The organism is Kitasatospora sp. NPDC048722, assembly GCF_040650235.1.
GTDB lineage: Bacteria > Actinomycetota > Actinomycetes > Streptomycetales > Streptomycetaceae > Kitasatospora.
Genome location: NZ_JBEZGX010000069.1, coordinates 1 through 25990 on the forward strand (window position 1 = coordinate 1; position 25990 = coordinate 25990).

Annotated in this window: 19 protein-coding genes; 7 read left to right on the plus strand and 12 right to left on the minus strand. The window is 74.8% G+C overall.

Annotated elements, in window-relative coordinates; translation table 11 throughout:
• Window positions 1–126: 126 nt before the first annotated feature.
• The 8 genes from AB0C76_RS34925 to AB0C76_RS34960 all read right to left on the minus strand — a co-directional run bounded on the left by AB0C76_RS34925 (window position 127) and on the right by AB0C76_RS34960 (window position 11299).
• Complete coding sequence (locus tag AB0C76_RS34925) at window positions 127–939, minus strand: lysophospholipid acyltransferase family protein (protein ID WP_359973431.1); 813 nt, start codon at window positions 937–939, stop codon at window positions 127–129.
• 52 nt (window positions 940–991) lie between these two features.
• On the minus strand, window positions 992–1831 hold the full coding sequence (locus tag AB0C76_RS34930) for a GNAT family N-acyltransferase (protein WP_359973432.1): 840 nt from the start codon (window positions 1829–1831) through the stop codon (window positions 992–994).
• Between the two features lie 298 nt (window positions 1832–2129).
• Window positions 2130–3509, minus strand: coding sequence for a serine hydrolase domain-containing protein (locus AB0C76_RS34935; RefSeq protein ID WP_359973495.1), 1380 nt, complete (start codon window positions 3507–3509; stop codon window positions 2130–2132).
• 102 nt (window positions 3510–3611) lie between these two features.
• On the minus strand, window positions 3612–5003 hold the full coding sequence (locus AB0C76_RS34940) for a M1 family metallopeptidase (RefSeq protein ID WP_359973434.1): 1392 nt from the start codon (window positions 5001–5003) through the stop codon (window positions 3612–3614).
• Window positions 5000–8926: a Pls/PosA family non-ribosomal peptide synthetase gene (locus tag AB0C76_RS34945; protein WP_359973436.1), complete on the minus strand. Its 3927-nt coding sequence runs from the start codon at window positions 8924–8926 to the stop codon at window positions 5000–5002. Before AB0C76_RS34945 ends, AB0C76_RS34940 begins: the two co-directional genes overlap by 4 nt.
• Window positions 8927–9288: 362 nt before the next feature.
• The gene (locus AB0C76_RS34950; RefSeq protein WP_359973438.1) at window positions 9289–10155 is read right to left on the minus strand and encodes an NmrA family NAD(P)-binding protein; all 867 of its coding nucleotides are present in this window, start codon (window positions 10153–10155) and stop codon (window positions 9289–9291) included.
• A gap of 8 nt (window positions 10156–10163) precedes the next feature.
• Complete coding sequence (locus AB0C76_RS34955; protein ID WP_359973440.1) at window positions 10164–10652, minus strand: hypothetical protein; 489 nt, start codon at window positions 10650–10652, stop codon at window positions 10164–10166.
• 125 nt (window positions 10653–10777) lie between these two features.
• Entirely contained in the window at window positions 10778–11299 is a 522-nt protein-coding gene (locus tag AB0C76_RS34960; RefSeq protein ID WP_359973442.1) for a MarR family transcriptional regulator, read from the minus strand.
• A 311-nt stretch (window positions 11300–11610) separates the two neighbouring features.
• Between AB0C76_RS34960 and AB0C76_RS34965 the strand changes: the two genes are divergently transcribed.
• Window positions 11611–11736, plus strand: a complete 126-nt coding sequence (locus AB0C76_RS34965; protein ID WP_359973444.1) for a hypothetical protein — start codon at window positions 11611–11613, stop codon at window positions 11734–11736.
• A gap of 6 nt (window positions 11737–11742) precedes the next feature.
• Here the strand turns inward: AB0C76_RS34965 and AB0C76_RS34970 are convergent, their stop codons facing one another.
• On the minus strand, window positions 11743–12687 hold the full coding sequence (locus tag AB0C76_RS34970) for a molybdopterin-dependent oxidoreductase (protein WP_359973446.1): 945 nt from the start codon (window positions 12685–12687) through the stop codon (window positions 11743–11745).
• Window positions 12688–13028: 341 nt separating this feature from the next.
• On the opposite strand from AB0C76_RS34970, the gene AB0C76_RS34975 reads away from it, so the two are divergent.
• Window positions 13029–14642 (plus strand): alpha/beta hydrolase, encoded by a 1614-nt coding sequence (locus tag AB0C76_RS34975; RefSeq protein ID WP_359973448.1) that lies wholly within the window; start codon window positions 13029–13031, stop codon window positions 14640–14642.
• A 204-nt stretch (window positions 14643–14846) separates the two neighbouring features.
• Complete coding sequence (locus AB0C76_RS34980; protein ID WP_359973450.1) at window positions 14847–15122, plus strand: hypothetical protein; 276 nt, start codon at window positions 14847–14849, stop codon at window positions 15120–15122.
• Between the two features lie 4 nt (window positions 15123–15126).
• Here the strand turns inward: AB0C76_RS34980 and AB0C76_RS34985 are convergent, their stop codons facing one another.
• Window positions 15127–15834 (minus strand): ABC transporter ATP-binding protein, encoded by a 708-nt coding sequence (locus AB0C76_RS34985; protein WP_359973452.1) that lies wholly within the window; start codon window positions 15832–15834, stop codon window positions 15127–15129.
• A gap of 242 nt (window positions 15835–16076) precedes the next feature.
• Between AB0C76_RS34985 and AB0C76_RS34990 the strand changes: the two genes are divergently transcribed.
• From AB0C76_RS34990 to AB0C76_RS35000, 3 genes are read left to right on the plus strand one after another with little or no spacing between them, the layout of a single operon-like run.
• Window positions 16077–19343 carry an FtsX-like permease family protein gene (locus AB0C76_RS34990; RefSeq protein ID WP_359973454.1) on the plus strand — a complete coding sequence of 1089 codons (3267 nt, stop codon included), beginning with the start codon at window positions 16077–16079 and terminating at the stop codon, window positions 19341–19343.
• Window positions 19340–22135 carry a hypothetical protein gene (locus tag AB0C76_RS34995; RefSeq protein WP_359973456.1) on the plus strand — a complete coding sequence of 932 codons (2796 nt, stop codon included), beginning with the start codon at window positions 19340–19342 and terminating at the stop codon, window positions 22133–22135. Before AB0C76_RS34990 ends, AB0C76_RS34995 begins: the two co-directional genes overlap by 4 nt.
• 55 nt (window positions 22136–22190) lie before the next feature.
• On the plus strand, window positions 22191–23177 hold the full coding sequence (locus AB0C76_RS35000) for an ABC transporter ATP-binding protein (RefSeq protein ID WP_359973457.1): 987 nt from the start codon (window positions 22191–22193) through the stop codon (window positions 23175–23177).
• Between the two features lie 23 nt (window positions 23178–23200).
• Here the strand turns inward: AB0C76_RS35000 and AB0C76_RS35005 are convergent, their stop codons facing one another.
• Entirely contained in the window at window positions 23201–23380 is a 180-nt protein-coding gene (locus AB0C76_RS35005) for a hypothetical protein (protein ID WP_359973459.1), read from the minus strand.
• Window positions 23381–23531: 151 nt separating this feature from the next.
• The gene (locus tag AB0C76_RS35010) at window positions 23532–25067 is read right to left on the minus strand and encodes an AMP-binding protein (RefSeq protein WP_359973461.1); all 1536 of its coding nucleotides are present in this window, start codon (window positions 25065–25067) and stop codon (window positions 23532–23534) included.
• 139 nt (window positions 25068–25206) lie between these two features.
• Here AB0C76_RS35010 and AB0C76_RS35015 point away from each other — a divergent pair, with 139 nt between their 5' ends.
• Window positions 25207–25830, plus strand: a complete 624-nt coding sequence (locus AB0C76_RS35015) for an AAA family ATPase (RefSeq protein WP_359973462.1) — start codon at window positions 25207–25209, stop codon at window positions 25828–25830.
• Window positions 25831–25990: the final 160 nt, after the last annotated feature.

A 25990-nucleotide genomic window follows, 5' to 3' on the forward strand; every position in this document is an offset into this window, starting at 1 on the left:
CTCGGCGGCTGGACCCTGCCCGAGCTGGCCTTCCTCTACGCCACCGCGACCTTCTCGCTCGGCGTCGCGACAGCCCGGCGGACGGCCCCGGGGTCCGAGCCCGGTGACGCCGTCACCGGGCGGGTCTCACCGGATCCCCTCGACCGCCACCTGCGCCGCCCGGGCCAGTTCCCGTCGGGCGCCCCAGCGGGTGGGCTGCGGCTCGGGGGCCGGGATCGGCGGCAGGAACGTCACCTCGGCGACGAGTCCGCGCACCGCGACCACCCGGGCGAGCGAGGTGAGGAGTCCGTCCTCGCCGACGAAGGCCGGCGCGCTGGTCGGCCGCCCGTCAGCCAGTCGGTAGCGGATCGTCACCGGCTGGACGAAGGCACCGGTGTCCACGGCGGCCTGGAAGAGCGCCGGACGGAACCGCCCGCTCTCCCGTCCGCACCACGTCGACCCCTCCGGGAAGACGATCACCGGGTGGCCGGCGCGCAGCTCGCGGGCGACCGCCCCGACCGTGTCCGGCAGGGTGCGCAGCCGGTCCCGGTCGAGGAACACCGTGCCGCCCCAGGCGACCAGCGGCCCGAGCACCGGCCAGCGCCGGACCTCGGTCTTGGCCAGCGAGCGGCCCGGGCGCCCGGCGGCGATCAGCGGGATGTCCAGCCACGACACGTGGTTGGCGACCACGAGCATCCCGCCGCCGACCGCGCCGGTGGGTTTGTCGAGGCGGACGGTGACGCCGAGCGAGCGCAGCAGCGCGCGGGCCCAGAGCCGGATCATCCGGTCCCGCGGCTCGTGCGGGAGGAAGCGGACCGGCAGGGTGAGCACGACGCCCGCGACCACCGCCGCCAGGCAGAGCGCGAGCCGCAGCGCCCGCCGGAGGCGCGGAACCTCCGGCGAGGTCTCGACGAGGCAGGTCTCCGGGCGGCAGGGCGCGGTCGGCAGCCAGACGCTCATGCGCCCGCCTCTCTCCCCGCCTTGGCGACCGGGAGGTGCCCCCACCGCTCGCTCACTTCGGCCCGGCCGACGGCAGGCCGGGCACGCCGGCGAGGAAGTGCCGCAGGTAGCGCGGGTCGGTGCGCTCCAGGGACAGCAGCACGTAGAGGTCGGCGCAGTCGAAGTCCGGGTCGTGGGCGGGCTCGCCGCAGACCCAGGCGCCGAGGCGCAGGTAGCCGCGGAGCAGCGCCGGCAGGGCGCCGCGCTCGGCGCGGGGCACGCCGGTGGCGTCCCAGCGCCGGTGCGGGGTCACGCGGTACTCCTCGGGGGCCAGGTGCCTGGCGCTGACGGCGTCCCAGACGCGGGCGGCGGTGGCGCCCCGGTCGTCGAGTGGGACGGAGCAGCAGCCCCCGAGCCAGGTGTTGCCGGTCTCGGCCATGTAGCGGGCGATGGCGCCCCACATGAGGTTGATGACGGCGCCGTTGCCGCGGTGCTCGGCGCTTATGCAGGAGCGGCCGACCTCGACCAGGCCGGGGCGGACCGGGGTGAGCGCCGAGAGGTCGAACTCGCCGTCGGAGTAGAGCCGTCCGGCCCGGCGGGCGGCCTCGGGGCGCAGCAGCCGGTAGGTGCCCACGACGGCGCCGTCCTCGCCCTCGCGGACCAGCAGGTGGTCGCAGTACTCGTCGAAGGGGTCGACGTCGAGGCCGGCGACCGGGCTGTGCAGGACGGCGCCGAGCTCGTCGGCGAAGACCTGGTGGCGCAACCGCTGGGCGGCGCGGACGTCGTCCTCGTCGCGGGCGAGGGCGACGGTGTAGACGGGCGCGGGCCGGGGGTCCTGGCGCTGGGCGGGCACCGCCGGGGCGTCGTGGGTGGGGGCGACTGCGGTCGGAGCGTACGTGGGGACGGTGGTCATGGCGGACCCTCCAGGGCAGCACGGGCGGCGGCGCCGCGGTTCTCGTGGCGCCGGCCCGGTCCGCACGCGCTGGGCACGGGCGCGAACCGGTCACCGGTATGTCTGTCCGAGTCGGCTGGAATTCACGTTGCCGTTCGGCGGAGGGCAGATGTGCAGCTGTTGAATGGGACCACCCTTGCCCGGTGGTCATCTGCGGGGCACCTGCGGGTCGTTCGGCGCTCGCCGGGTGGGGGTGGACACGACAGGGCCCCGCCGAGTACGCCCGGCGGGGCCGTCGGTCGGGTGTTCGCGGGCGCGGTCAGTACGCCCGCCAGCCCTCCGGGTCCACGCCGCCGGGGACGGCATCGGCCGGGCCGTACGGTTCGCGGGTGAGCACGAAGGAGCCGAGGTCGAGGTGGCTCACGCTGCCGTCGGCGGTGCGGACGGCGCGCAGGGTCTCGCCGGCGTAGTAGTTGTCGAGCCCGGTCCAGGTGCCGTCCGGCTCGGCGCGGAAGCGCGAGTTGCGGTGGCCGCCGCCGAGCGGGCCGAGTTCGAGGCCGCGGTCGGCGGTGAGCCGCAGGACGTGCGGGGCGGCGCCCCAGTACCAGGGGCCGGTGAGCGCGAGCAGGTCCTGGTCCACCTCGGGCAGCGGGCGCCAGGGCGCCGGGATCCGCGGCTCGTGCTCGGCGGTGATGGCGATCAACTGGGCGGCCAGCAGCGGGGTGTTGGTGCCACTGGTGGCGTTCGCGAGGGCGAGGGCCGCGAGGCCGTCAGGTGCGCTGACCCACAGTCCGGCGGTGAATCCCGGCATCGAGCCGCTGTGTCCGTACAGCACCCGGCCTTCGTGGCGCAGGAGTTGGAGGCCGAGGCCGTAGGCGGTGGTCCAGTCGGGGTTGTCCGGCGCGACGGCGGGGCGGCGCATCTCGGTGATCGTGTCGGCGGCGAGCACCTTGTCGTCGCCGACGGTCAGGAAGGCGGCCCAGCGGGCCAAGTCGGAGGCGGTCGACCAGAGTTGGCCGGCCGGAGCCATGCGCCCGGTGTCGGTGAGGGGCTCGGGGACCATGACGTCGGCCCACGGGTGGACGGCGAAGCCGCCGGCGTGCGGCTGCTCGGGAAGGAGCGTGGTGCGGTCCATGCCGAGCGGGGACAGCACCTCGCGCCGCAGCGCGGCGTACCAGGGCTCGCCGCGCAGCTCCTCCACCAGGGCGCCGAGCAGGGCGTAGCCGGGGTTGGAGTAGTGGTGGCGGCGCCCGGCCGGGTGCTTGAGCGGCTTCTCCGCTTCGAGCAGGTCGCCGAGGGCGGGCCGCAGGGCGCCGTCGGTCCGCTCCCACCAGGGGCCCGGCGTCTCGGCGGCGAGTCCGGCGGAGTGCGCGAGCAGCTGGGCGATCGTGGCGTCGTCGGCAGGAGTGCCGGGCAGGTGGCGGGCGAGCGGGTCGGCGAGGTCGAGCAGGCCCTCGTCGCGCAGCCGTAGCACCAGGACGGCGATCATGGTCTTGGTGAGCGAGCCGATCCGGTACTGGACGTCGAGGGTCGGCGCGTGCCCGTCCACCATGCTGCGGGCCCCGCTCCAGACCGGGCGGCCGTCGCGCACCACCGCGGCGACCAGGGATGGCGTGCGGCCCTCGGCCTGGGCCACGGCGGTGCGGTGGAACAGGGCGCGGCGGGTGGTGGGCAGCAGCCCCTCGGGCAGGTCCGTCATGTGCTCTTCCGGAGTACTCATGATCGGACAGTAGTTCAGTCCGGTGAACCGCTCAGGTGATTAACGGTCGTCCGCGGAGCGGCCGTACCGGTGCTGGAGGCCCTACCTCCACCGGGAGGCGTCCGGCCCGCCCGGCAGCGGCGGGAGTCCGGGCCGGTGCAACCACGCGTCGAAGAGGTCCGTGAGCGACGCCTCGGTGTAGCGGGAGGCGTGCCCGACCAGGTCGGCGGTGGCCACGACGCCGTGCCGGTGGATGCTCAACCAGTCCTTCAGCATCCCGAAGAAGGCGACGTCACCGAGCGCGCACCGCAGCGCGTGCACGGCGAGGCCGCCGCGCTGGTAGAGCCGGTCGTCGAACATGAGCTTCCGGCCCGGGTCGGCGAGCCGCAGGTCCTGCGGGAACCCCGCCAGCAGCGCGTGCGCGGCGGCGGCGTGGGTGGCGGCGGCCGGGCCGCCCGCGTGCTCGGACCAGAGCCACTCCGCGTACTTGGCGAAGCCCTCGTTCAGCCAGATGTGCCGCCAGTCGGCGATCGTGACGCTGTTGCCGAACCACTGGTGCGCGAGCTCGTGCGCGACCAGCCGCTCCCGCTCCCAGCCGCTGCCGAGGTGGTTGGTGCCGAACGTGGCGACGCCCTGCGCCTCCACCGGGACGTCCAGTTCCTCGTCCGCGACGACCACCGCGTACTCGCCGAACGGGTACGGGCCGAACACGTCGGTGAAGTACGCCATCATCGCGGGCTGGCGGCCGAAGTCCCGCGCGAACGAGGCCGCCAGCCGCTCGGGCACGTACCCCGTCTGCGGCACCGCCGGGCGCTCGGTGAGCGGCACCGGCAGGTAGTGGCCGATCGAGACCGTCACCAGGTACGACGAGGTCGGCGCGCTCTGCTCGTACACCCAGGTCGTGCTGGACGCCCGGGTGGTGCGGGTCAGCAGCCGCCCGCTCGCCACCACCGTGAACGGCGACGGCGTGGTGACCGCTATCTGGTAGGTCGCCTTGTCCGCCGGCCGGTCGTTGCACGGGAACCACGAGGGCGCGCCGACCGGCTGGCTGGCCACCAGCGCGCCGTCCGTCAGCTCCTCCCAGCCCAGGCCGCCCCACGGACTGCGCACCGGCCGCGGGTTGCCGCTGTAGTGCACCTCGACCGTGAACGCCGCGCCCGCCGTCAGCGCCTTCGCCGGACGAACCCGCAGCTTGCCGCCGCGATGGGTGTAGCGGGCGGCCTTGCCGTCCACGAGCACCCGGCCGATCCGGAACTCGGCCAGGTCCAGCGCGAACTCGCCGAGCGCCGCGTTCGCGACCGCGCTCAGCCGGGCCGAGCCGCCGAGCCGGTTGGGCCCGGGCCGGTAGTCCAGTGCCAGCTCGTAGCGGTGCACCCGGAAGCGGTGGTCGCCGCTGTTCGGGAAGTACGGGTCCGGTGCCCCGGCGGCCGCCGGGACGTGCTTGGGCTTCACGGGGTCGTGGTGCGCTTCCTGCGGGCCGGGACTGGTGGTCATGACGTGGGCTGCCACGCCTCGATGGGGTTGCCCAGCCACCGCGTGTCGGCGGGGACGGACTCGGCCCGCATCACCAGCGAGGCCGGGCCCAGCGTGCTGCGCTCGCCCACCGTGCTGCCGGGCAGCACGATCCCGCCCGGGCCCAGGGTGGCGCCCTCGCGGAGGACCACAGTATCCATCCGCATGATCCGGTCGTGGAAGAGGTGGGTCTGCACGACGCAGCCCCGGTTGATGCTCACCCCGTCCCCGAGGGTGACCAGGTCGGCCTCCGGCAGCCAGTAGCTCTCGCACCACACGCCGCGTCCGACCCGCGCACCGAGCGCGCGCAGCCACAGGTTGAGCAGCGGCGTGCCCGGGACCGCGCCGACCAGCCACGGCACGGCCAGCACCTCGACGAAGGTGTCGGCGAGCTCGTTGCGCCACACGAAGCCGCTCCAGAGCGGGTGCTCGACCGCCCGGAACCGGCCGACCAGCACCCACTTGGCCAGCACCGCGACCGCGCAGGCCACGCCGCCGGCCGCCAGCAGGACCGGGCCCGACAGCGCCGCGGCCAGCAGTGCCGACGAGCCGGCCAGCCGGGACAGCGCCGCGACGGTCAGCACGCCGAGCGCGCCCGAGGCCAGCACCGGCACCACCCGGGCCAGCTCGACCAGCCCGCGCGCCCACAGCAGCCGGGCCGGCGGCTCGTACGTGAGGCTCTGGTCCGACTCGTCCGCCGAGCGCGGCAGCCGCATCGGCGGCATGCCCAGGTACGAGCCGCCCTTCTTGGCCTTCTCCGGCGTCGCCGACAGCACCCCGACCAGGCCCCGCTTGGGCACGGCCCGCCCGGGCGCCGTCATCCCCGAGTTGCCGAGGAACGCCCGCTCGCCGACCTTCGCCTCGCCCAGGCGCACCCAGCCGCCGCCGAGCTCGTACGGCGCCATCAGGGTGTCGTCCGCGAGGAAGGCCCCGTCGCCGACCGTCGTCAGGCTCGGCAGCGCCAGCACCGTGGACACCTCGGCGCCCCGGCCGACCCGCATCCCGAGCGCCCGCAGCCACAGCGGCGTGACCAGGCCCGCGTACAGCGGGAACAGCACCTCGCGGGCGCGGTCCATCAGCTGGGTGACCGTCCACGCCTGCCAGCCGACCCGGCCGTGCAGGGCGTGCACACCCGGGACGAGACCGGCGCTCAGCAGCCGGACGGCGGCCACCAGCTGCGCCGCGTACACCGCGCCGTACGCCAGGGTCGCGGGCACCAGGCCGAGCAGGGCGCCGCGCACGGCCGCGCCGAGGTCGTCGCCGGGGCGGACGAACAGGGAGAGCAGCGCGAGGGCGGCGGCCGCCGGCAGTACCGGCAGCAGGGTCAGCGCCGCCCCGCTGGCGCCGTACATCGCGGACCAGCGGGCCCGGCGGGCCGGGCGCTCCTTCGGCCACGCGCGCTCCGCGCGGCCCAGCTTGACGGCGGGCGCCCCGCCCCAGAGCTGGCCGGTCGGGACCTGGCCGGTGACGCTGGAACCCGGCACCACCTGGGCGCGCTTGCCGATCCTGGCGCCCGGCAGCAGCGTCGACCGGGTGCCGACCACGGCGCCGGAGCCGACCTTGACCTGGCCGACCTCCAGCCGGTCCCCGTCCAGCCAGTAGCCGCACAGGTCCACCTCGGCCTCGACCGCGCAGCCCCGGCCCAGCTTGAGCATGCCGGTGACCGGTGGCTGCGAGTGCAGGTCCACCTCGGGCGCGACCTTGGCGCCCAGCGCGCGGGCGTAGTGCACCAGCCAGGCCCCGGACAGCTCCGTCGCGCCGCTCGCCTCGGCCAGCCGCTCGGCGGCCCACAGCCGCAGGTGGGTGCTGCCGCCGCGCGGGTAGCTGCCGGGGCGCAGGCCCCGCAGCAGCAGCCGGGCGCCGCCCGCCGCGATCGCGAGCCGGCCCGCCGGGGTGTACAGCACGAGCGCGCCCGCGCCGACCGCCCACCAGGAGGCGGTGGGTGCCCACGGGTGGTCGCCGAGGTGGGTGAGGAGGTTGCCGGCCGCCAGCAGGGCCACCGTCCAGCGCAGGCCGACCACGGTGAACAGCGGGAACATCAGGAGCAGCTGCAGCAGCTTGGCCCTGGTCGGCACCGGGCTGATCGTCCGGGCCTCGCCGCCGTCGGCGGCGGTGCGCTCCAGGTGCCGGGCCAGCTTGCGCAGCGTCGGGTTCTGGTAGATGTCGAGGACGGCCGCGCTCGGGTAGCGGGTGCGCAGCAGCGTCGTGAGCCTGGCCGCGGCCAGGCTGCCGCCGCCGATCGCGAAGAAGTCGTCGCGCGGGCCGCCGACCGTGACCCCGAGGATCTCGGACCACTGCTCGGCCAGCCAGGCCTCGGTGCCGTACAGCTGCTCGGTCGGGCCGGCGGTCTCCAGGTCGGGCAGCGGCCAGGGCAGGGCGTTGCGGTCGACCTTGCCGGACGTCCGGGTGGGCAGCGTGTCGACCGGTGCGAGCAGCGGGACGAGCGCGGCGGGCAACTCGGCGCGCAGGCGCTGGACGGCCTTCTCGCGGTCGAAGGGCTCGTGGGTGTCCTGAGTGTCCTGAGCACCGTCTGTGCCGTGGAGGACCAGGTAGCCGACCAGCAGCTGGTTGCCGCCGCGCGCGGTGCGGACGGCGGCGGCCGCGCCCGCGACGCCCGGCAGCGCCTGGAGCGCCGCGTCGACCTCGCCGAGCTCGATCCGGCGCCCGCCGAGCTTGATCTGCTCGTCGGTGCGGCCGAGGAACAGCAGCCCGGCCGGATCGGCCTGGACGAGGTCCCCGCTGCGGTAGGCGCGCTCCCAGCCCATCGAGGGCAGCGGCGCGTACTTCTCGGCGTCCTTCTCCGGGTCCAGGTACCGGGCCAGGCCGGCGCCGCCGATCACCAGCTGGCCGGTGCCGCCGGGCGCGACCGGCTGCCCGGCCTCGTCGACCACGACGAGGTCCCAGCCGTCCAGCGGCAGGCCGATCCGCACCGGGCCGTCGCCGGTCAGCAGCGCGGCGCAGGCCACCACGGTCGCCTCGGTCGGGCCGTAGGTGTTCCACACCTCGCGGCCCTCGGTGACCAGCCGCTGCACCAGCTCGGGCGGGCAGGCCTCGCCGCCGAAGATCAGCAGCCGTACCTCGTTCAGCGCCTCGGCCGGCCACAGCGCGGCGAGCGTCGGCACGGTGGAGACCACGGTGATCTCCTGGTCCGCCAGCCACGGGCCGAGGTCCGCGCCGCTGCGCACCTGCGAGCGCGGCACCGGCACCAGGCACGCGCCGTGCCGCCAGGCCAGCCACATCTCCTCGCAGGAGGCGTCGAACGCGACGGACAGGCCCGCCATCACGCGGTCGCCCGGGCCGATCGGCTCCTCCTGCAGGAAGAGCGCGGCCTCGGCGTCGACGAACGCGGCGGCGTTGCGGTGGGTGACGGCGACGCCCTTCGGGCGGCCGGTGGAACCCGACGTGAAGATGATCCAGGCGTCGTCGGCCGGGGTGGGACGGCGCTCCGGCGCGGGCGCGCGCTCGGCGGTCGTCGTGAGGACCCGCTCGGCGCCCAGGACGCCGGCGACGGCGGCCTCGCCGAACACCAGCTGCGCGCGCTCGTCCGGGTCCTCGGCGTCCACCGGGACGTAGGCGGCGCCGGCCGCGAGCACGGCCAGGATCGACACGTACAGGTCGTTGGTGCCGGACGGCACGCGCACGCCCACCCGGTCGCCGGGGCCGATCCCGGCGGCGGTCAGGCGGCGGCGCAACTGCTCGACCTCGGCGGCCAGGGCGCGGTAGCTGAGCACCGTGCGGCCGTCGTCCAGGGCGGGCTCGTTCGGATGGCTGCGCACGGTGGCGTCGAGGACGTCCACGAGCGTGCGCGCGGCCGGCGCCGGGCGGCCGGGGAAGACGGCTCGGGCCGAGGTGTCGCGCTGGTCCGGCTGGTTCGGTTCGGCCGGTTGGTTCGGTTCACCTGTCATGGCAGCCCGTGACTCCTTGTCCTCGCCGTTCCACTCCGGGGCTGGAATGGACAACCGACCGATGGTAGCTCGGGGGTGCGGTGGGTGACGGTGGCGCTACTGGCCGGTAGCAGGAGCAACTCGGCTGTCAGTGGCCGCATCTGACTGTGCATCAGTTGCTAACTGATGGGTTGTGGCGTTGATGTGATGGATCGTCAGCCGTTTTGACGGATCGTCAGGTGAAAATCGGCGTCGTGAGGCATGCCACACGGACTGCTGCTCTGTTCGGGTGGCGGGCCCGGGATTTTCGGCCGGATCGGGGGTTTTCCGGCCGCTGCCCGGGCCCGCCGTGGGGTGCGGGTGGCGGAGTGGCGCGGGGCGGGTTAGCGGAAGAGGGGGAGGTGTTCCTCCAGGAAGGCCGGGAGGGTGCGCGGGACGCGCCCGGTCAGGCGGGTGATCGTCGGGTCCGGCTCCTCCTTCCGGAGCACCGCGAGCCGCTGGATCTCCACCACGTGGGTCGCCAGCCACTCCGGCATCCCGGCCCTCGTCACCAGGTGGGCGCGCAGTTCCTCGGGGGACAGGTCGACGTAGTGGACCGGCCGGCCCAGCAGCTCGCCGATCAACCCGGCCAGCTCCGGATGGCTGTACGCCCGTCCGCCGGTGAGCTCGTACGTGCCGCCCGCCAGCTCCGGCCGGGTGAGCACGTCCGCGGCGATGTCCCCGATGTCCCGCACGTCTATGTAGTTGCAGCGCGCCCGTTCCATCGCGCCGTGCACCACCCCGGCCGCGGCTATGCCGGGCGCGAGGAGGAGGAGCTTCTGCATGAACGCGTAGGGCCGCAGGATGGTCGCCGCCATGCCGGAGGCGCGCAGGTGTTCCTCCACCCGGTGGTGTCCGCGCGAGACGGCCACGGGGGACAACGGCTCGGCGGCCGGGGCGGAGATCTTCACGACGTGCTCGACGCCGCACTCCCTGGCGACCCCGATCGTGCGCAGCTCGTGCTCGACCTGGTGCGGGCCGTTGGCCATCGTGAGGAACAGCTGGTGGGCGCCCCTCAGCGCGTTGCGCAGCGACTCCGGGTCGGCCGCGTCGGCGAAGACCGGCTCGACGAGGGGGCGGGAGCTCGCGTCGAGGTCGCGGTCGAGGGAGGTCGTGAGGCGCTCGGGGTCGCGGCTGAGCGCTCGGACCGGCGCGCCCAGGACGGCGAGGCTGCGGAGGGCGGCTCCGCCGGTGGCGCCTGCTGCGCCCATGATGACGATCACGAGGTCTGCCTTTCGGGGTGGCGGGTGGGGTCGTTCCGGTGCTGCGGGGTGCGGTGTGGGCGGCAGGCGCGCCAACGGATGGTGATGAGGGTCGCGGCGATCGCCGAGGACAGCGGCAGGTCGACGGGGAGGCGGCCGGGCCAGGCCTGGTCGGCCAGCGCGGGAATCCGGGGCAGCCAGTGCGCTCCGGCGAGGCCGATGGCCAGGGCCGCGGCGGCTGCGGTGACGGCGAGGACGATCGCGACGGCGGCACGGGGTGCGCGGGCCGCCCAGGCATGGGGCGGGCGGCGGCGCAGGCGGGCTCCGATGAGGGCTGCGACGACGGCCGAGGTGCCGGCGATCGTGGTGACCGCGGCGATCATCAGCTCGGGTCGGTGCGTCGCGGCGCCGCCGACGCCGGCCATCAGGGCGGGCATGACGTAGGCGGTCAGGACTTCTCGACGGAGGACGAACGGCGGGGGTGCGCCGGGGGCCTTCTTGGTCATGGGGTTCCTGTTCTGCGGGGAAGGGCATGTGATTAGGTGGCTAATTATGTGGGCGCGAGATGGTTAGGTAGCTAAGCATTTGGGAATGGGTGTGGGTGGGGCTGGGGGCGGGGGCGGCGTGGAGGTCAGTCGGTGGTGAGCGTGTCGATGCCCTCGACCACGCGGGCCAGGAGGTCGAGGAACGTCGTCCGTTCCTCGACCGAGAGGCCGCCGACCATGGCCTGCATCCGGGCGTAGTGCTCCGGTGCGAGGTCGCGCAGTCGCTGTGCCCCCCGTGCGGTGAGGATCACCACGTTGCGGCGCCCGTCCTCGGTGGACGGCCGGCGGGCCACCAGGCCCTCCCGCTCCAGCCCGTCGACCAGCCCGGTCACCGTCGCCCGCGAGACGCCGAGGCTCTCCGCGAGCTGGGACGGCGACTTCTCGCCGCCGTGGTCCTCCAGGTCGGCCAGCAGCCGGTACCGGCCGGTGGACAGTCCGAATCGGCCGAAGTGCACCTCGCCCGCCTGTCCGAGCCGGGCGCCCGCCGCCATCAGCCTGGCCGCCACCAGTACCGCCTGCGGGTCGGCCGTGAGGCCGTAGCGGGCGATCTGGCGGCGTGCCTGGTCCAGCGTGGGGGCGCCGTGGCTGGCGTCGGGGTGCTGCGTCATGGATTTAATATGGCGGCTAATCAGTTCTCCGGTCAAGCCCGGGCGGGGTGCCTTGCCTCGGTGGCACTACGCGGGGCGTGAGGTGGGGGTGATGCGGGGCGGGGTCCAGTCGGAGTGCTTCAGTACCGTTCGGACCATCGCGCCGGGCGGGGTGAGCCGGATCGCCGCGTTGCGCAGACCGGCGGCGACCGGGCTGGGGCGTTCTCACCGTTGGCAGCCTGAAAATCACCCGTCACGCCCCTCTCCGTGGCCACCCCCTCCGCCACCCCTCCCGCAGTGCACCCTCTCGCTGGGGTGGGTTCGGGGAGGGGGTGGTTGAGGGGGGTGGTGGTGCGGGGGCGTTGGTGTGGGCGCTGGTGTTCGACCGGCTCGTGGGCGGTGGCGAAGTCGGGGAGGACGAGATCCGCGGCCTGGTCACCGCCGCGCTGCGCGCCTGAGGTGTGTCAGGAGGCGGTGACTTCTATCTCGTGGACTTCGTTGCGTGCCCCTGAGGGCGGCTGAACCCGACCGGCGCTGTCGGTCGCCCGGCTGCGGATGCGGTGCGGGCCGGGGGTGAGGTGGTGGGTGAGGGCGAACCGCTGCCAGGTGGGGTGGGTGCCGCGTGGTTCCAGGGTGGCTTGCTGCCACGGGCCTTCGTCCACGGCGATCTCGACGGTGGTGACGTCCGTGTAGCTCCAGGTGCGGCCGGCCAGCTCGGTTGTTCCGGCAGGTACCTGACGGGGGGTCAGCAGTTTGCTGTTGACGTCGATTTCGCGGGCCGGGCGGGGTGCGGTCTCACCCGGCAGGGTGCGGGTGTAGAGGCGCGTGGTGAACAGGTGGTCCGGGCGCTCCGCGGCGAGCACGATGCGGGTCAGCCACTTGACCGAGTTGGTGGTGAACATCCGGGGTGCCACCGCGCGGACCGGGAAGCCGTGCTGGGGCAGAAGCGGTTCGCCGTTCATCCGGTGGGCGACGAGGACTTCGGCGCGTGCCTGCTCCAGAGGGAGGTCCTTGAGGTAGGCGATGTCGTGCTCGTCGGCGAAGCTGCCGGTGTCGGCGCCCTCCAGCCAGATGTGCCTGGCTTCGGGACGTGGGCCCGCCAGGTCCAGCACGGTGGACAGCGGGACTCCGGTCCAGTCCAGGTTCGCGACGGCGCGGGTCGGCACGTCGGGGTGGAGCGGGTTGCCCAGGCACTCGTGGACGGCGGTGAGGTGGGCCTGGGGGAGGGCCAGGAGGGTGGGGAGGTCGAGCTCCAGGGGGCGGTCGACCAGGCCCTCGACCGTCAAGGTCCAGGAGGAGGCGTCCAGTTCGGGGTGCTTGCCGAAGTGCGTGCGGACGAAGACGCGGTCGACCGGGGTGATGAAGCGGTCGGGGGTCGTCGGGTCGACGGGGCGGGTGTGCTGGGTCACGTGTCACGACATCCTTGGTCGGGCGGTTCGAAGGCGCACGTTAACCGAACGGTGAGGGCGCGTCAGGTCATTTCGGCGGCGAAGCCGGCCGGCGGCAGGCGTCGGCCCGATCGAGGAGCGCGGCTGAGCGGATCGAGGACCTCGTCGGGCCGCCCGGCGTGAACGCCGTCCGCCGACCACTCGCCGAGGACGGCTCCCCACGGCCGATCGACGAGTAAACCGACCGTCAAGTCCGGCTATTCACAGAATAATTCGCAGCTGATTTACGGGGCCACAAGGTCTTCACACGGAGATCACGGGCTGACAGGCTGGGGCCGCCCTTGCATCCCGGAGGAGGTTCCTTGTCCCGCATATCCACGCTGGCCGGAGCGGTCACCTGTGCTCTCGCCCTGGTCACCGGCAGCGCCGTGGCCGCGTCCGCCGCGCCGATCGACCCGGCGCCGGGGGCGGCAGAGGCGAAGGTCGACCCCGTCGCCTGGACACCGTGCAACCCCGACCCGACCAAGCCGGACCCGGGCATCTACGACTGTGCCGTCTACCCGGTGCCGCTGGACTACGACAATCCGAACGGCGAGAAGGTCGGCATCGCGATGATGCGCCGTCGGGCGAGTGACCCGTCGAAGCGGATCGGGTCGCTGTTCATGAACCCCGGCGGCCCGGGCGGCAGCGGCTACCTGTGGGCCACCACCACCCGCTTCGGGGCCGAGGTCCAGTCCCGCTTCGACCTGGTGGGCTTCGACCCGCGCGGCGTGGCCCGGAGCAACCCGCTCAAGTGCTTCAAGACGCAGGAGGACGCGGACGCCCTCCAGGCCCGGCTGGTCGGCGTGCCGCTCACCAAGGCCGAGATCAACCAGACCCTGGACGCCGACCAGGACTACACGGACGCCTGCAGCAAGAACGCCGGGCCGCTGATCGAGCACATGTCGACCATCAACGTGGTCCGTGACCTGGACCGGATGCGCCGCGCCGTCGGCGACTCCCAGCTCACCTTCGCCGGCTTCTCGTACGGCACCCTGATCGGCTCCACCTATGCCGCCATGTACCCGAACAAGGTCCGGGCGGTCATCGTCGACGGCAACGTCGACCCGGACCTGCGCCTGAGCGACGGCATGGAGTACGACCGGCAGCGCGCCGGCGGCTTCGAGATCGCCCTGGACGAGTTCCTGAAGCGCTGCCAGACCGCGGGCGCCCCGCGCTGCGCCTTCGGCGAGGGCGACACCCGGGTGAAGTTCGACGGGCTGCGCGACCGCCTGCACAACGGCCCGGTCACGCTGGCCGACGGCAGCAAGGTCACTCTGAGCACCTTCACCGACCAGGTCGCCAACGCGCTGTACTCGCAGTCCCGGCTGGCCGGCCTGGCCAAGCAGCTCCAGGCGCTGTACCAGGCGGTCCAGAAGCCCGCCGCGGCCGCGCTGCTGGCTCCGAAGGCCGCGGGCGAGGGCGACGCGAGCGGGCTCGCGGTGGCCGTGCCGCACGCGCTGCGCGAGGCGCCGGCGGACTCGGAGTACGCCGGCGACGACTCGTACCTGGCCGTCAACTGCCAGGACAAGCCGTACCCGTCGAACGACCGGGCCTTCGCCAACGCGGCCCGGAAGTGGGAGAAGGAGTCGCCCACCTTCGGCCGCTACCAGGCCTTCGACGCGCCGGCGTGCGCGAGCTGGCCGGCCCCGGCGGTCGACGCCGAGCGCTTCGCCGGCCCGTGGGACCGCAAGACCGCGAACACCGTGATGGTGATCGGGAACCTCTACGACCCGGCCACCCAGTACAAGTTCGCGCAGCGGATGCAGCAGGAGCTGGGCAACGCCGTGCTGGTCAGCGTCGACTCGATCGAGCACTGCGCGGTCGGCCGCAGCAAGGCGCTGAACGAGCTGGTCACCCGCTACCTGGTGGACCAGAAGGTGCCGGCGGCCGGTCAGCTGCTGAAGCCGGACCTGGACCCGTTCCCGGCGGTGTGACGACCTGAGCGTGCGGCGGCCGGCGGACATTCTCCGTCGGCCGCCGCATTCGTGCCGGCGGAATCGATTGATTCGTGGGAGGAACGAATCCGGTCGGTCGTGGAAGGGGATTCTTTCCACCGTGCGCAGTCGGTTTTCGCGCCCGGGGGTGATGGACAGGTGGCTGGGAGTGCGGGCGGCGGAGGTGTGGCGCAGGGTCGACGTATGACTGGTGTTGTGGTGATGCTGGAGCTCGAACCGTCCACGGAGGTCCTGGACGCGGGTGAGGTCGACCTGAGTGCGCGGGTGCGGTTCGTCCATGCGGCGGCCGCGGACCCGGACGTGCCCGAGGACCCGGGTCCCGTCACCTTCTGCGGGCTCGACACGGCCGGCCTGGAGCGCGAGCCCTACCGGCCGTCCGGGCCCGGCGAGCCCTGGTACCCGCCGTCCCAGCGGACCCGGCGGTGCCGTGAGTGCGAGGCGGCGCTCCAGGCGCTGTGACGGACTAGTCGGCTTCGACGATCCTTCCGTCGCTCAGCTCGATCACCCGGTCGGCGAGTTCCATCAGCGTCTGGTCGTGGGTGGCCACCAGCACGGTGACGCCCTCGCTGTGGACGACGGCGCGCAGCAGCTGCATGATCGCGCGGCCGGTCTCCGAGTCGAGCTGGCCGGTGGGCTCGTCGGCGATGATCAGGCCGGGTTCGTTGGCGAGGGCGCGGGCGATCGCGACGCGCTGCTGCTGCCCGCCGGAGAGCTCGCCGGGCCGCTGGTTGGCGTGCTCGGCGAGGCCGACGAGCGCGAGCAGGGCACGGGCACGCTCCTCGCGCTCGGCGGGGGCCGTCTTGCGCAGCCGCATCGGCACGCCGACGTTCTCCGCGGCGGTGAGCATGGGGATCAGGCCGAAGGACTGGAAAACGAACCCGATCCGCTCCCGACGCAGTGCCAGCCGGCCGTCCTCGTCGAGTTCGCCGAGGTCGGTGCCGTCGAGGGCGATGGTGCCGCCGGTCGGTGCGTCCAGGCCGCCGACGAGGTTGAGCAGGGTGGTCTTGCCCGAGCCGGAGCGTCCCTTGAGGGCGGTGAGTTCGCCCCGGCGGATCTCGAACGAGACGCCGCGCAGCGCGTGGACCGTCCGCTCGCCACTGCCGAAGCTCCGCCGGAGGTCGGTCACGGCCACCATCGGCGCGGTGGCGGTGACGTCCGGTTGCTGCGTCATGTGACGTCTCCCTTTCGTTATCCGATTGTCGAACCCGCGGTCGCGGTTTGTGCGTTGACGTCCCGCGCGGACCGAATTCCTGAACTGTGCATGGCGTACTGACGATGCATGGAGTCGTGGTGCAAGGAATTTGCTCACTACTTACCTGATTTGCGCAAGTCCCTTCCGTTCCTTGAACGAATCTGACAGCATCGTCCGCTATCCGGCGAGCATGCGCCGTGGACGTACGGGGGAGGAACTCGATGCTCGGCTTCGTCGTGCGCCGGCTGCGCGGACGGCTGCCGCTGGCCGCCGCCGTCCTGCTCACCGTGCTGATCACGACGGCCGTGCTGACGGCGCTCGTCGCGTTCAACCGGAGCGTCGGCGATGCCGGACTGCGACAGACGCTCCAGGGCCCCGGGCACGCCCGGACCACCGTCCTGGTGACCGTCGAGCACGGCCTCGACCGGCAGGCGAAGGACGACCCCGCGCTCGACGCCTACCGCTCCGCGCTCTTCGGCTCCCTGCCCGTGCAGACCCGGGGCATGCTCCGCAGCCGTTCCTACGGCCTGCCGGGGACCGGCGACTCCGACGGCACGGCCAAGGCCGACCTCACCGTCCTCGCCGACCTCGACCGCGGCCGGGTGCGCCTGCTCGCCGGGGCCTGGCCGGCCGCCGCCACGGGGCCGGTCCAGTCCGCGGCCCCGCAGGCGGCCGTCCCGCAGACCACGCTGACCCGCCTCGGCCTCGCCCCCGAGGCCCTGCCCGCCGATGTCAGGCTGGACGACCGCTCCTCGGGCACCCCGTTGACCGTCCGCATCACCGGTGTCTACCGCGCCCTCGACCGGACCGACCCGTACTGGCGCCTCGACCCGCTCGGTGGCCGGGAGGTCGCCACCGGCGGCTTCACCACCTACGGACCGATGCTCGTCGACCGCAGCGCCTTCACCACGGGCGGACTCCCGCAGGACGGTCGCGGCTGGCTGCTCGACGCCGACTTCGCGGGCGCCGACGAGCCCGGCGCGAAGGCCGTCGGCGACCGTGCCCAGGGCCTCGCGGACCGCCTGCGGGACAGCACCGGACTCCAGGCGACCACCGAACTCCCCGACGTGATGCACGAATTGGCCTCCGGCCTGCTGGTCGCCCGGTCCACCCTGCTGATCGGTGCCCTTCAACTGAGCGTCCTCGCCGCCGCGGCCCTGCTGCTCGTCGTCCACCTGATCGCCTCCCGGCAGGAGCACGAGAACGAACTGCTCGCCGCCCGCGGTGCGTCCGGAGGCCGGATCGGTGCCTTCACCGCCGTGGAGTCGCTGCTGCTCGCCCTGCCCGCCGCCGCGCTCGCGCCGCTGCTCACCCCGTTCCTCGTCCGCGCCCTCGCCGGCCGGGTGACCCTTGACACCGGGATCAGCTGGACGCTGTGGCCGATCGCCGCCGCCTGCGCCCTCGCCTGCGTCCTGCTCGCCTCCGTGCCCGGCCTGCTGCGCGGCGCCGGCGCCGCCCTGCGCGCCCGCACCGGCCGCCGCCAGGCGCTCGTCGCCGGCGTCGCCCGCAACGGCGGCGACCTCGCCGTGCTCGCCCTGGCCGTCCTCGCCTACCAGCAACTCGTCCAGTACGGCGGTGGGTTGTCCACCGACTCCAGTGGCCGCCTGGGTGTCGACCTGCTGCTCGTCGCCACCCCGACGCTGGCGCTGTGCGCGGGCACCCTCGTGGTGCTGCGCCTGCTGCCGCTCGTCGCGCGCCTCGGCGCCCGGATCGCCGCGCGCGGCCGGGGCCTCGGCCCCGCCCTGGTCGGCTGGCAGCTCGCCCGCCGGCCCGGGCGGGCCACCGGGCCGGTCCTGCTGCTCGTGATGGCGGTGTCCACCGGCGTCCTGGCGCTCGGCCAGCACGCCACCTGGTCCGCCTCCCAGCGCGACCAGGCCGCCTTCGGCACGGCCGGCGGCCTGCGCATCGCCGACTCGCAGACCTCCCTGATGGGCCAGGCCGGCCGCTACGGCGCTCTGCCCGGCGGCGAGCGGCTCGTCCCGGTGCTCCGCGAGGAACAGCCGCTGCCGAACGGCACCGGCCAGTTCCTCGCGGTGGACAGCTCGGCCTTCGCCGGGCGCGTCCCGGTCCGCACCGACCTGCTCGCCGGGCACTCCCGTCAGGAGCTGTTCGGCCCGCTCGCCCAGCCCGCACCTGGCGGGGTGCAGGCCGGGATCCCGCTGCCGGGCAAGCCGTTGCGGATCGACGCCGAGGTCTCCGTGGGGCAGCAGGACCTGGGGATCCGTCGACCCGACGGGACACCGGTCGACCCGGTCCGCCCCGAGGCGCGGCTGATGCTGCGTGACCGCTACGGGATCACGTACAAGGTCGCGCTCTCCACGCTCCCGCTGCGCGGAGACGTCCGCGCGACGGCCGACCTGAGCAAGCTCGTGGACGCCCCGCTCGGCTCGCCCGCCGCGCCGCTGACCCTGGTCGGTGTGCTCGTGTCCTTCGGCGACCGCACCGAGGGCGAGCTGACGGTCAACCGCCTCGCCGTCTCCGACACCGCCGACGGCCCGGCGGCACCCGTTCCCGTCCCGGCCGGGTTCGGCTGGAGCATGACCGCGCCGAGCGTCGCCAAGGGGTCGGAGAAGCCGGGCCCGGCCGCCGAGCTCGCCGCTGGACCCGCCGGTCCCGCAACGCTGTTCACCGTCCGGTTCCGATTCGCCGGCGGTCACGGCGAGACACTGCGCGCCGCCCTTGCCCCGGCCGGGGCCACCGACCCCACCGACTTGACCGGCGTCGCCACCAAGGCCTACCTGACCGCCGCGGGCGCCTCGGTCGGCGACACCCTCAGGGTGCCGCTGGCCGGGACCGTCCTGCCGGTCAAGGTCACCGCCGCCGTCGACGCGCTCCCGGTCGTCGGATCGAGCGCACTCGCCGTCGACCTCGCGACCGCCTCCCGCCTGCTCGCCGCCCAGGGGCGCGAACTGCCCAACCGCGCCGAATGGTGGTTGCCCGCGACCGGCCCCGGTGACCGCGCCCCCGCCGAGGCCGCCGCCGCGCTGCGCGCCGCCCCCGGCGTCCAGACCGTCCAGCTCTCCGACGAGACCGCCGCCGGCCTGCTGGACGACCCGGTCGGGGCGGCCCCGCAGAGCGCCCTGATCGCCATCGCCGTCGCCACCGCCGTCCTCGCCGCGATCGGGTTCGCCGCCGCCGTGGCCGCCTCCACCCGCGAGCGCTCCCGCGACTCCGCCCTCCTGCTCGCCCTCGGCACCCCGCGCAAGCACGTGACGCGAACCGCGGCCGTCGAGCAGGCCGTCCTGGTCGCCCTCGGCGGGGCCGTCGGGCTCGGCCTCGGCACCCTGCTCGTCCACCTGATCGTGCCGCTGGTGGTGCTCACCCCCGCCGCCCGCCGCCCGATGCCCGAGGCCCTGATCGAGCTGCCGGCCGGCCAGGCCCTCCTGCTCGCGGCCGCCATCGCCCTCGTGCCCCTGCTGTCGGCCTTCCTGGCCGGACGCCGCCGTCGAGACGTGGCCGCCCGGCTGCGCCACGTGGAGGAGATGTGACCACCCAGGCCGGCACGACCGTGCCCCGCCCCCGCGCCGGCCGGCGCCCCGCGCCCTGGGTGCGGACCCGGCTGCGCTCGGCGCCGCTGGCCGCGCTGCTCATGGCCGCGCTCGCCTTCGGCACCGTCCTGCTGGCGGCGGCCTTCCCCCGAGCCGTCGACCGCGGCGCGGACGGCGCGCTCCGCCAGTTCCTGCGCGACCGCGGCATCGCGGACACCAAGGTGCAGGCCGCTTCCGGCCTGCACGGGGGCGAAAGCGCAGCCGAACTCGACCCCGTGATGCGGAAGTTGGCCGACCGGATCGGCCGCGACGTGCCGCTCGCCTCCTCCGGGCGGGTCTACGGCAGCACGGTCCGCGGCCGCGAGATGAAGAACCCGGGCCTGGCCCACCTCAGCGAGGCCAATCCCCAGCTCGACCTGATGTACCTGCACGGAATCACCGACCACGCGACGCTCACCGACGGCGCCTGGCCCGGTCCCCCCGTTGCCGGCCACCCGCTGCCGATCGCGCTCAGCACGGCGGGCGCCGGGACCATCGGGATCAAGGTCGGCGATGTGCTCGACAACGGCGAGAACCTGAACGGGCCGGTCCGCACCCAGGTCGTCGGCCTGTACCGCGCCGACGACGAGGACGACCCGTACTGGGACGGCCTGGCGTGCCCGACCCGGGCCTGCGCGACCGGCGCGGCGTGGCAGACCGGCGGCATCGTCGACGGCTCCGACCTCGACGGGCTCCTCGCCTGGGGCAGCAACGACAAGGAGGCCCGGAACTTCTGGCGCCTGCCCCTCGACACCGGTGGGGTCCGCGCCGACCGGATCGGCGAACTGCGCACCGCCGTCAGCGCGTACGTCACCGGGCGGGGCGCCGGCGAGCTCGTGACCGAGACCGGCCGCGGGGACCTGCGCATCGCGTCCTTCCTGCCCGACGTCCTCACCCGGGCCCAGGCCCGCTACGAGGCCGCCGCGCCGCTCGCCGCGATCGGCCCGGCGGGGGTCGCCGGCGTGGCCACCGTGGTGCTGTGCCTGTCCGCCGCCCTGATGGCCGACCGGCGCGCCGCCGAACTGCGGCTGCTCCGGGCCCGTGGCGGTTCCCGCGGTGGTGTGCTGCTGCGGCTGCTCGGGGAGGGCGCGGCGACCGTCCTGCCCGCCGCCGTGCTCGCCACCACGCTCGCTCTGGTGCTGCTGCCCACCCCGCGCTGGGGCACGGCCGTGCTCGCGGCGACCGTCACGAGCCTGCTGGCCCTGCTGGCGTTCCCGGCCCGGGCCGCGCTGCTGTGGTCCCGGCCGAAGGCCCCCGGCGGCTGGCGCCGGGTGGTCGGTGAGCTCTTCGCCCTCGTGCTCACGGCCGGTGCGGTGGCGGAGGTCCGCCGGCGCGGCGTCGCCCCCGTCGGCACCGGCGTGGACCCGCTGCTGATCGCCGCGCCGCTGCTCCTCGCGCTCTCCGGCGGCGTGCTGCTCGCGCGCATCCAGCCCGTCGTGGTCGGCTGGCTCGCCGGTGCCGCTGCGCGCGGCCGCAGCCTGATCGGCTTCCTCGGTCTGGCCCGCGCGGCCCGCGACAGTTCCGGCCGCCGCCGGCCGTCCGTTCTGCCGCTGCTCGCGGTGCTGATCGCCGTCACCACCGCAGGCTTCGGCGCCACCGTCCTCAGCGACGTGGACGGCGTCCGGACGCACGCCGCCCGGCTCGCGGTCGGCGGGGACGCGTCGCTCACCCTCCCCGTCGGTCCCACCCTCCCGGAGGACTTCCCCCGGGTTGCCGCGGCACTTCCCGGAGTCCGGGCGGGCACCGGGGTCTGGACGGACAGCCAGGCCTTCCTCATCGGCACCCGGGAGGGCTCCGCCCAGGTCAACCTCGTGGTGGCCGAGCCCACGGCGTACGCCGAGATCGCCCGCACCATCGGGGCCGGCACGTTCGACCCGGCCGTCCTGGCCGGCACCCCCGGCGGCACGGACACACCGGTGCCCGCCCTGTTCAGCAGCGCCCTCGTCCCGAAGGTCTCGGACGGCCCGGTCCGGTTGCGGCTGCCGAGCGGCAGCGAGCTGCTCCTGAACGAGGCGGCCGGCGTCGACGCCACCCCCGCCCTCCTGGACTCCTTCAAGCCCTTCGTCGTCGTGCCCGTCGGCCCGGCCGCCGCCCGGCTGCCCGAACTCGGCCGGGTCAACGCCTGGTTCGGCGTCGGCGACATCGACGACGGGCAGTTCACCGCACTGGTCCGCGACAAGGGGGTCACCGGCGCCACCGGCCTCGTCAAGGTGATCCGGGAAGCGGCCGAGGCCGCCGGCCATGACCCGCACGCCCTGCCAGGTGGTTACACCGTGCGCACCAGTGCCGAGGTGGCCGCCCGCCTGGCCGCCGACCCGCTCCAGCGCTCGGCGCAGCGGCTCTTCTGGGCCGCCGTCGCCGCGGCCGCCGGATTCGCCCTGCTCGCCGTCCTGCTCACGCTCTTCCGGGCCGCCCCCGAGCGCGGCGCGATGCTCGCCCGGCTGCGCACCCTGGGCCTGCGGCCGCGCCAGGGGCTCGCGCTGATCCTCGCCGAGGCCCTGCCCCAGACCCTGGCGGCGGCCCTCGGGGGCGCGCTCGTCGCGCTGGCGGCGGTCGGCCTGCTCGGGCCCGCGTTCGACCTGTCGGCCCTGGTCGGCGCGCCCGTCGGGGAGAAGCTGACGCCCGCCCTGCTGCCCGTGCTGCTGCCCACGGCCGGGCTGACGCTGATGGTGTGCGCGGGCGTGGTGGCGGAGACCTTCGTCTCCGGGAGGCGCCAGCTCGCCGCCGAACTGCGGGCGGGGGACCAGCGTTGAACGGGCGTGCACGTGACGTGACCGTCGAGACGATGACGACGACAGGAGACCAGCGGTGAAGAGCACCCCCCAGGAGCGGACGGCCGTCGCGGTCCCCACCCTCCAGGAGCTCCAGCAGCGGGCCCTCGCCGCGGCCTCGCCCACGGCGTACGGCGCCGGCGCGGCCATCGTGTGCGACCGGCTGGTCCGCATCTTCAGCGCCGAGGGGATCGAGGTCCAGGCCCTCCAGGGACTCGAACTCACCATCGCCCAGGGCGATCTGGTGGCCCTCGTCGGTGCCTCCGGCAGCGGCAAGTCCACCCTGCTCACCATCCTGGCCGGCCTCGACGTGCCGACCGCCGGGACGGCCACCGTCGCCGGCTGCGACCTGCTGGAGATGCCCGCGCGCGAACGCCTGCGCTACCGGCGCGAGGTGGTCGGCTTCATCTGGCAGCAGACCGCCCGCAACCTGCTGCCCTTCCTCACCGCCGCCGAGAACATCGCCCTGCCGATGCAGCTGCGCGGCCGTCGCGGGGGCGGGAGCTCCCGGAAACAGGCGGGTCGGGTGGCCGAGTTGATGGAGGCACTGGAGATCGGTGACCTCGCCCACCGCCGCCCCGACGAGCTGTCCGGCGGCCAGCAGCAGCGCGTCGCCATCGCCGTCGCGATGGCCAACAACCCGCCCGTCCTGCTGGCCGACGAGCCCACCGGTGAACTGGACTCCGAGACCGGCGCCGTCATCTTCGAGGCCTTCCGCACCGTCAACCGCGAACTCGGCGCCACCGTCGTGATCGTCACCCACGACCCGATGGTGGCCGGCGAGGTCCGCCGCACCGTCGCCATCCGCGACGGCCGGACCAGCAGCGAGGTGCTGCGCCGCACCGTCACGGACGAGCACGGCGAGGAGTCGGTCAACGAGCGCGAGTACGTGATGCTGGACCGCACCGGGCGGGTCCAGCTGCCCGTCAAGTTCCTGGAGGCGCTGGGCATGGAGCACCGGGTGGCGGTCGACCTCGCGGCCGACCACATCGAGGTCCGGCCGGACGACCTCGCGGGGCACTGACCGACGGACCCGGAAGCCCGTTCCTAGGTCTCGCCGCCGCCCATGCGCTGGAAGAGCCCGCTCCGCTCGGCCTCCTCGCGGAGGTCGGGCGCATCCTCGGCGCGTTCGCCCCGGGCGGCCGCGGTGCAGAGGGCGAAGACGAGCAGGGCGCTGCCGGCCACGGCGAGGATGCCGAGTGCGGTCAGGACGCGGAGCCAGGTCACGGAGGTGCCTCCTGGGGACGGTGCGAGGGAACGCCGCCGGAGATTTATCGGCACATCGGTCCGCACGGACGAGTGTCCACCTGCGGTTGTTCCCGCCGAGCACCGCGCGAGAGGTCGCCCGCGCGGGCGCTCGAAGCATCGAGAGGGCGCGTCACACTCCTTCGCGCGCCCCCAGAACGGCGGACGCGTACCCCGGGGTGCCGTCCACCAGCGCCCGCAGCACCGCCAGGTCCGGCTTGCCCGTCCCCGTCAGCGGGATCTGCGGCAGGACCAGGATCGACGTCGGCGCGCTGAGCGGACCGCTCCGCTCCCGCACCCACCGGTGCAGTTGGTCCTTCGTCACCCGCGCGCCCGGCGCCGTCGTCACCGCCGCGTGCACGCGCTCCAGCAGGTCCGGCCCGGACGTCGCGAACATCACCGCCTCCCGGACGTCCGGGTGCGCGAGCAGCGGCCCCTCGACGTCCCGCGGGTACACGTTGTGCGCGTCCACGATCGCCATCGGCTCGCACCGGCCGGCCACCGTCAGGTAGCCGGCCGCGTCCAGGCTGCCGAGGTCCCCGGTGCGCAGCCAGCCGTCCCGCAGCACCTCGGCGGTGAGCTCCGGGTCCCGCCAGTAGCCCTCCATCGCCGTCGGCGTACGGACGTGGATCTCTCCGGTCCCGCCGGGCGGCAGCGGCGTGCCGTCCTCGTCCAGGACGCGCACCTCGGTGTCCGGGTACGGGCGGCCCGCGGTGCTGAGGAGCCGCGGGTCGAGGTGCTCGTCCGGCGCCAGCCGCGCCACCGGGCCGCACTCCGTCAGGCTGTACGTCTGGTGCAGCACCCGCCCCAGGCGGCGCGTCGCCTCCGCGAGCCGCCGCGGGGCGGCCGGGCCGCCGGTGTACGTGACGCGGCGCAGGCTGCCGACGTCCGTCCGCGACAGCATCGGGTGGTCCAGGACCCGGTACAGCAGGTGCGGCGGCAGGTAGACGCGGGAGACCGCGTGCTCCTCGACGGCGGCCAGGACGTCTTCCGCCGAGAAGCCGTCCTGGAGCACCACCGAACCGCCCGCCGCGAGCGCGAGGTCCGCCGACGTCCCGCCGCCGTGGCCCAGTGGCGTGCACAGCAGGAACACCGACGCGGCAGGCAGCTCGGGCCTCGGCGGGCGGGCGAAACGGCGCACCACGCCCTTCGGCCGTCCCGTCGTGCCGCTCGTGAACCGCACCGCCATGACGTCCTCCGGCCGCCCCCGGGGCGCGAGCGCGGCGGGGGACAGCGGTGCGGCGTGCTCCAGGAGGTCCGTCCCGAGGTCCGTCGGGCCGAGCGCGAACACGCCGGCGGCGGGGAGCGCCCGGGCGATGTGCGCGGCGGCCGTCCCGAAGCGCGCCGGGTCGAACACCAGCGCGTCGGTGCCGGCGAACGCGGCCGTCGCGACCTGCTCGGCCACCGGCCGGTCCAGGTGGAGCGCCGCCACCCGGCAGCCGAGCACGTTGGCGGCCAGCCGCACCAGCACCGTCTCCGGCCGGTTCCCGGCCAGCACCGTCACCCCGTCCCCGCGCCCCAGCCCGGCGCCCTCCAGCGCACGCGCCAGGCGGTGGACGGCGTCGAGGCACTCCTGTCCGGTCAGGGCGCGCTCCCCGCAGCGGATCGCCACCCGCCCCGGATCGCGCGCCAGTCCCGCCAGCACCAGCCCGGTGTACGTCGCGGTCACGTTCGGCCTTCCTGGTTGTCGATGACCGGCTCGTCGGTGACCGGTCGTCGATGATCTGACGCACCATCATGTCGGTAGCCGGCGCCGTGGTGGCGCGCGGGGCTGTTATGGTTCCCGGTCGAGCACGAACGGGGGCCGGATGGGCAGCACGACGGACGGGACGCCGGTGTCGCCGCGCGGAGTGGTCGACCTGCGGGGCGTGGACGGCCCGGGGTTCACGGTGCGGTACCCGGCGGGCGCGGTCGTGGTCGTCTCGGGGCTGCCCGGCGCGGGCAAGAGCACGCTGCTGCGGCGCTGGTCGGCGGCGGGTGCCGTCGCGGTGGTCGATCCGAGGGCCGTCCACGAGGCGTGCGAAGCCGTCATGCCCGCGTGGCTGCCGTACGCCGTCTACCGGCCGTGGGCCCGGCTGCGCCACGGGCTGCTCCTGAGGAACTCCGTCCGGCGGGGCGGCCCGCTGCTCGTGCACGACTGCGGCAGCCGTGCGTGGATGCGGCGCCGGCTCGCGCGCGGCGCCGGCCGCCGGGGGCGCGAGTTGCACGTCGTCCTGCTCGACGTCGGCGCCGCCGCGGCCCTGGACGGCCAGCGTGCCCGGGGCCGGTACGCCTCCGCCCGGGTCTTCGCCCGCCACCTGGTCGGGCTGGCCCGGCTGTCGGCGGCGCTCGACCGCGGCGATCCGATCCCCGAGGCGGCGTCCGTGCTCCGGCTCGACGCGGTCTCGCGCTCGCGCGCCACGGTGGTGCGGTTCGGCGGCCGGGGCCTGTAGCGGAACAGGGCCGGGTGGTCCCCTTCGTCGACTCCGTGCGGGTCCCATCGCATGATCGACGTATCCCGCTGGGGCCGGGCGGGGACGGCCCCTCGGCGGTCGCGGTCGGCTGGTCGGGGTGGAGGCCGAGCGGGCGCAGCGCATCGGCGGGCAGGCGGAC

Bases quoted from the DNA above. Each gene is read 5' to 3' on its own strand.
- AB0C76_RS34925 (WP_359973431.1), bottom strand. From the start codon at position 939: ATGAGCGTCTGGCTGCCGACCGCGCCCTGCCGCCCGGAGACCTGCCTC.
- AB0C76_RS34930 (WP_359973432.1), bottom strand. From the start codon at position 1,831: ATGACCACCGTCCCCACGTACGCTCCGACCGCAGTCGCCCCCACCCAC.
- AB0C76_RS34935 (WP_359973495.1), bottom strand. From the start codon at position 3,509: ATGACGGACCTGCCCGAGGGGCTGCTGCCCACCACCCGCCGCGCCCTG.
- AB0C76_RS34940 (WP_359973434.1), bottom strand. From the start codon at position 5,003: ATGACCACCAGTCCCGGCCCGCAGGAAGCGCACCACGACCCCGTGAAG.
- AB0C76_RS34945 (WP_359973436.1), bottom strand. From the start codon at position 8,926: ATGACAGGTGAACCGAACCAACCGGCCGAACCGAACCAGCCGGACCAG.
- AB0C76_RS34950 (WP_359973438.1), bottom strand. From the start codon at position 10,155: ATGGGCGCAGCAGGCGCCACCGGCGGAGCCGCCCTCCGCAGCCTCGCC.
- AB0C76_RS34955 (WP_359973440.1), bottom strand. From the start codon at position 10,652: ATGACCAAGAAGGCCCCCGGCGCACCCCCGCCGTTCGTCCTCCGTCGA.
- AB0C76_RS34960 (WP_359973442.1), bottom strand. From the start codon at position 11,299: ATGACGCAGCACCCCGACGCCAGCCACGGCGCCCCCACGCTGGACCAG.
- AB0C76_RS34980 (WP_359973450.1), top strand. From the start codon at position 14,847: ATGACTGGTGTTGTGGTGATGCTGGAGCTCGAACCGTCCACGGAGGTC.
- AB0C76_RS34985 (WP_359973452.1), bottom strand. From the start codon at position 15,834: ATGACGCAGCAACCGGACGTCACCGCCACCGCGCCGATGGTGGCCGTG.
- AB0C76_RS34990 (WP_359973454.1), top strand. From the start codon at position 16,077: ATGCTCGGCTTCGTCGTGCGCCGGCTGCGCGGACGGCTGCCGCTGGCC.
- AB0C76_RS35015 (WP_359973462.1), top strand. From the start codon at position 25,207: ATGGGCAGCACGACGGACGGGACGCCGGTGTCGCCGCGCGGAGTGGTC.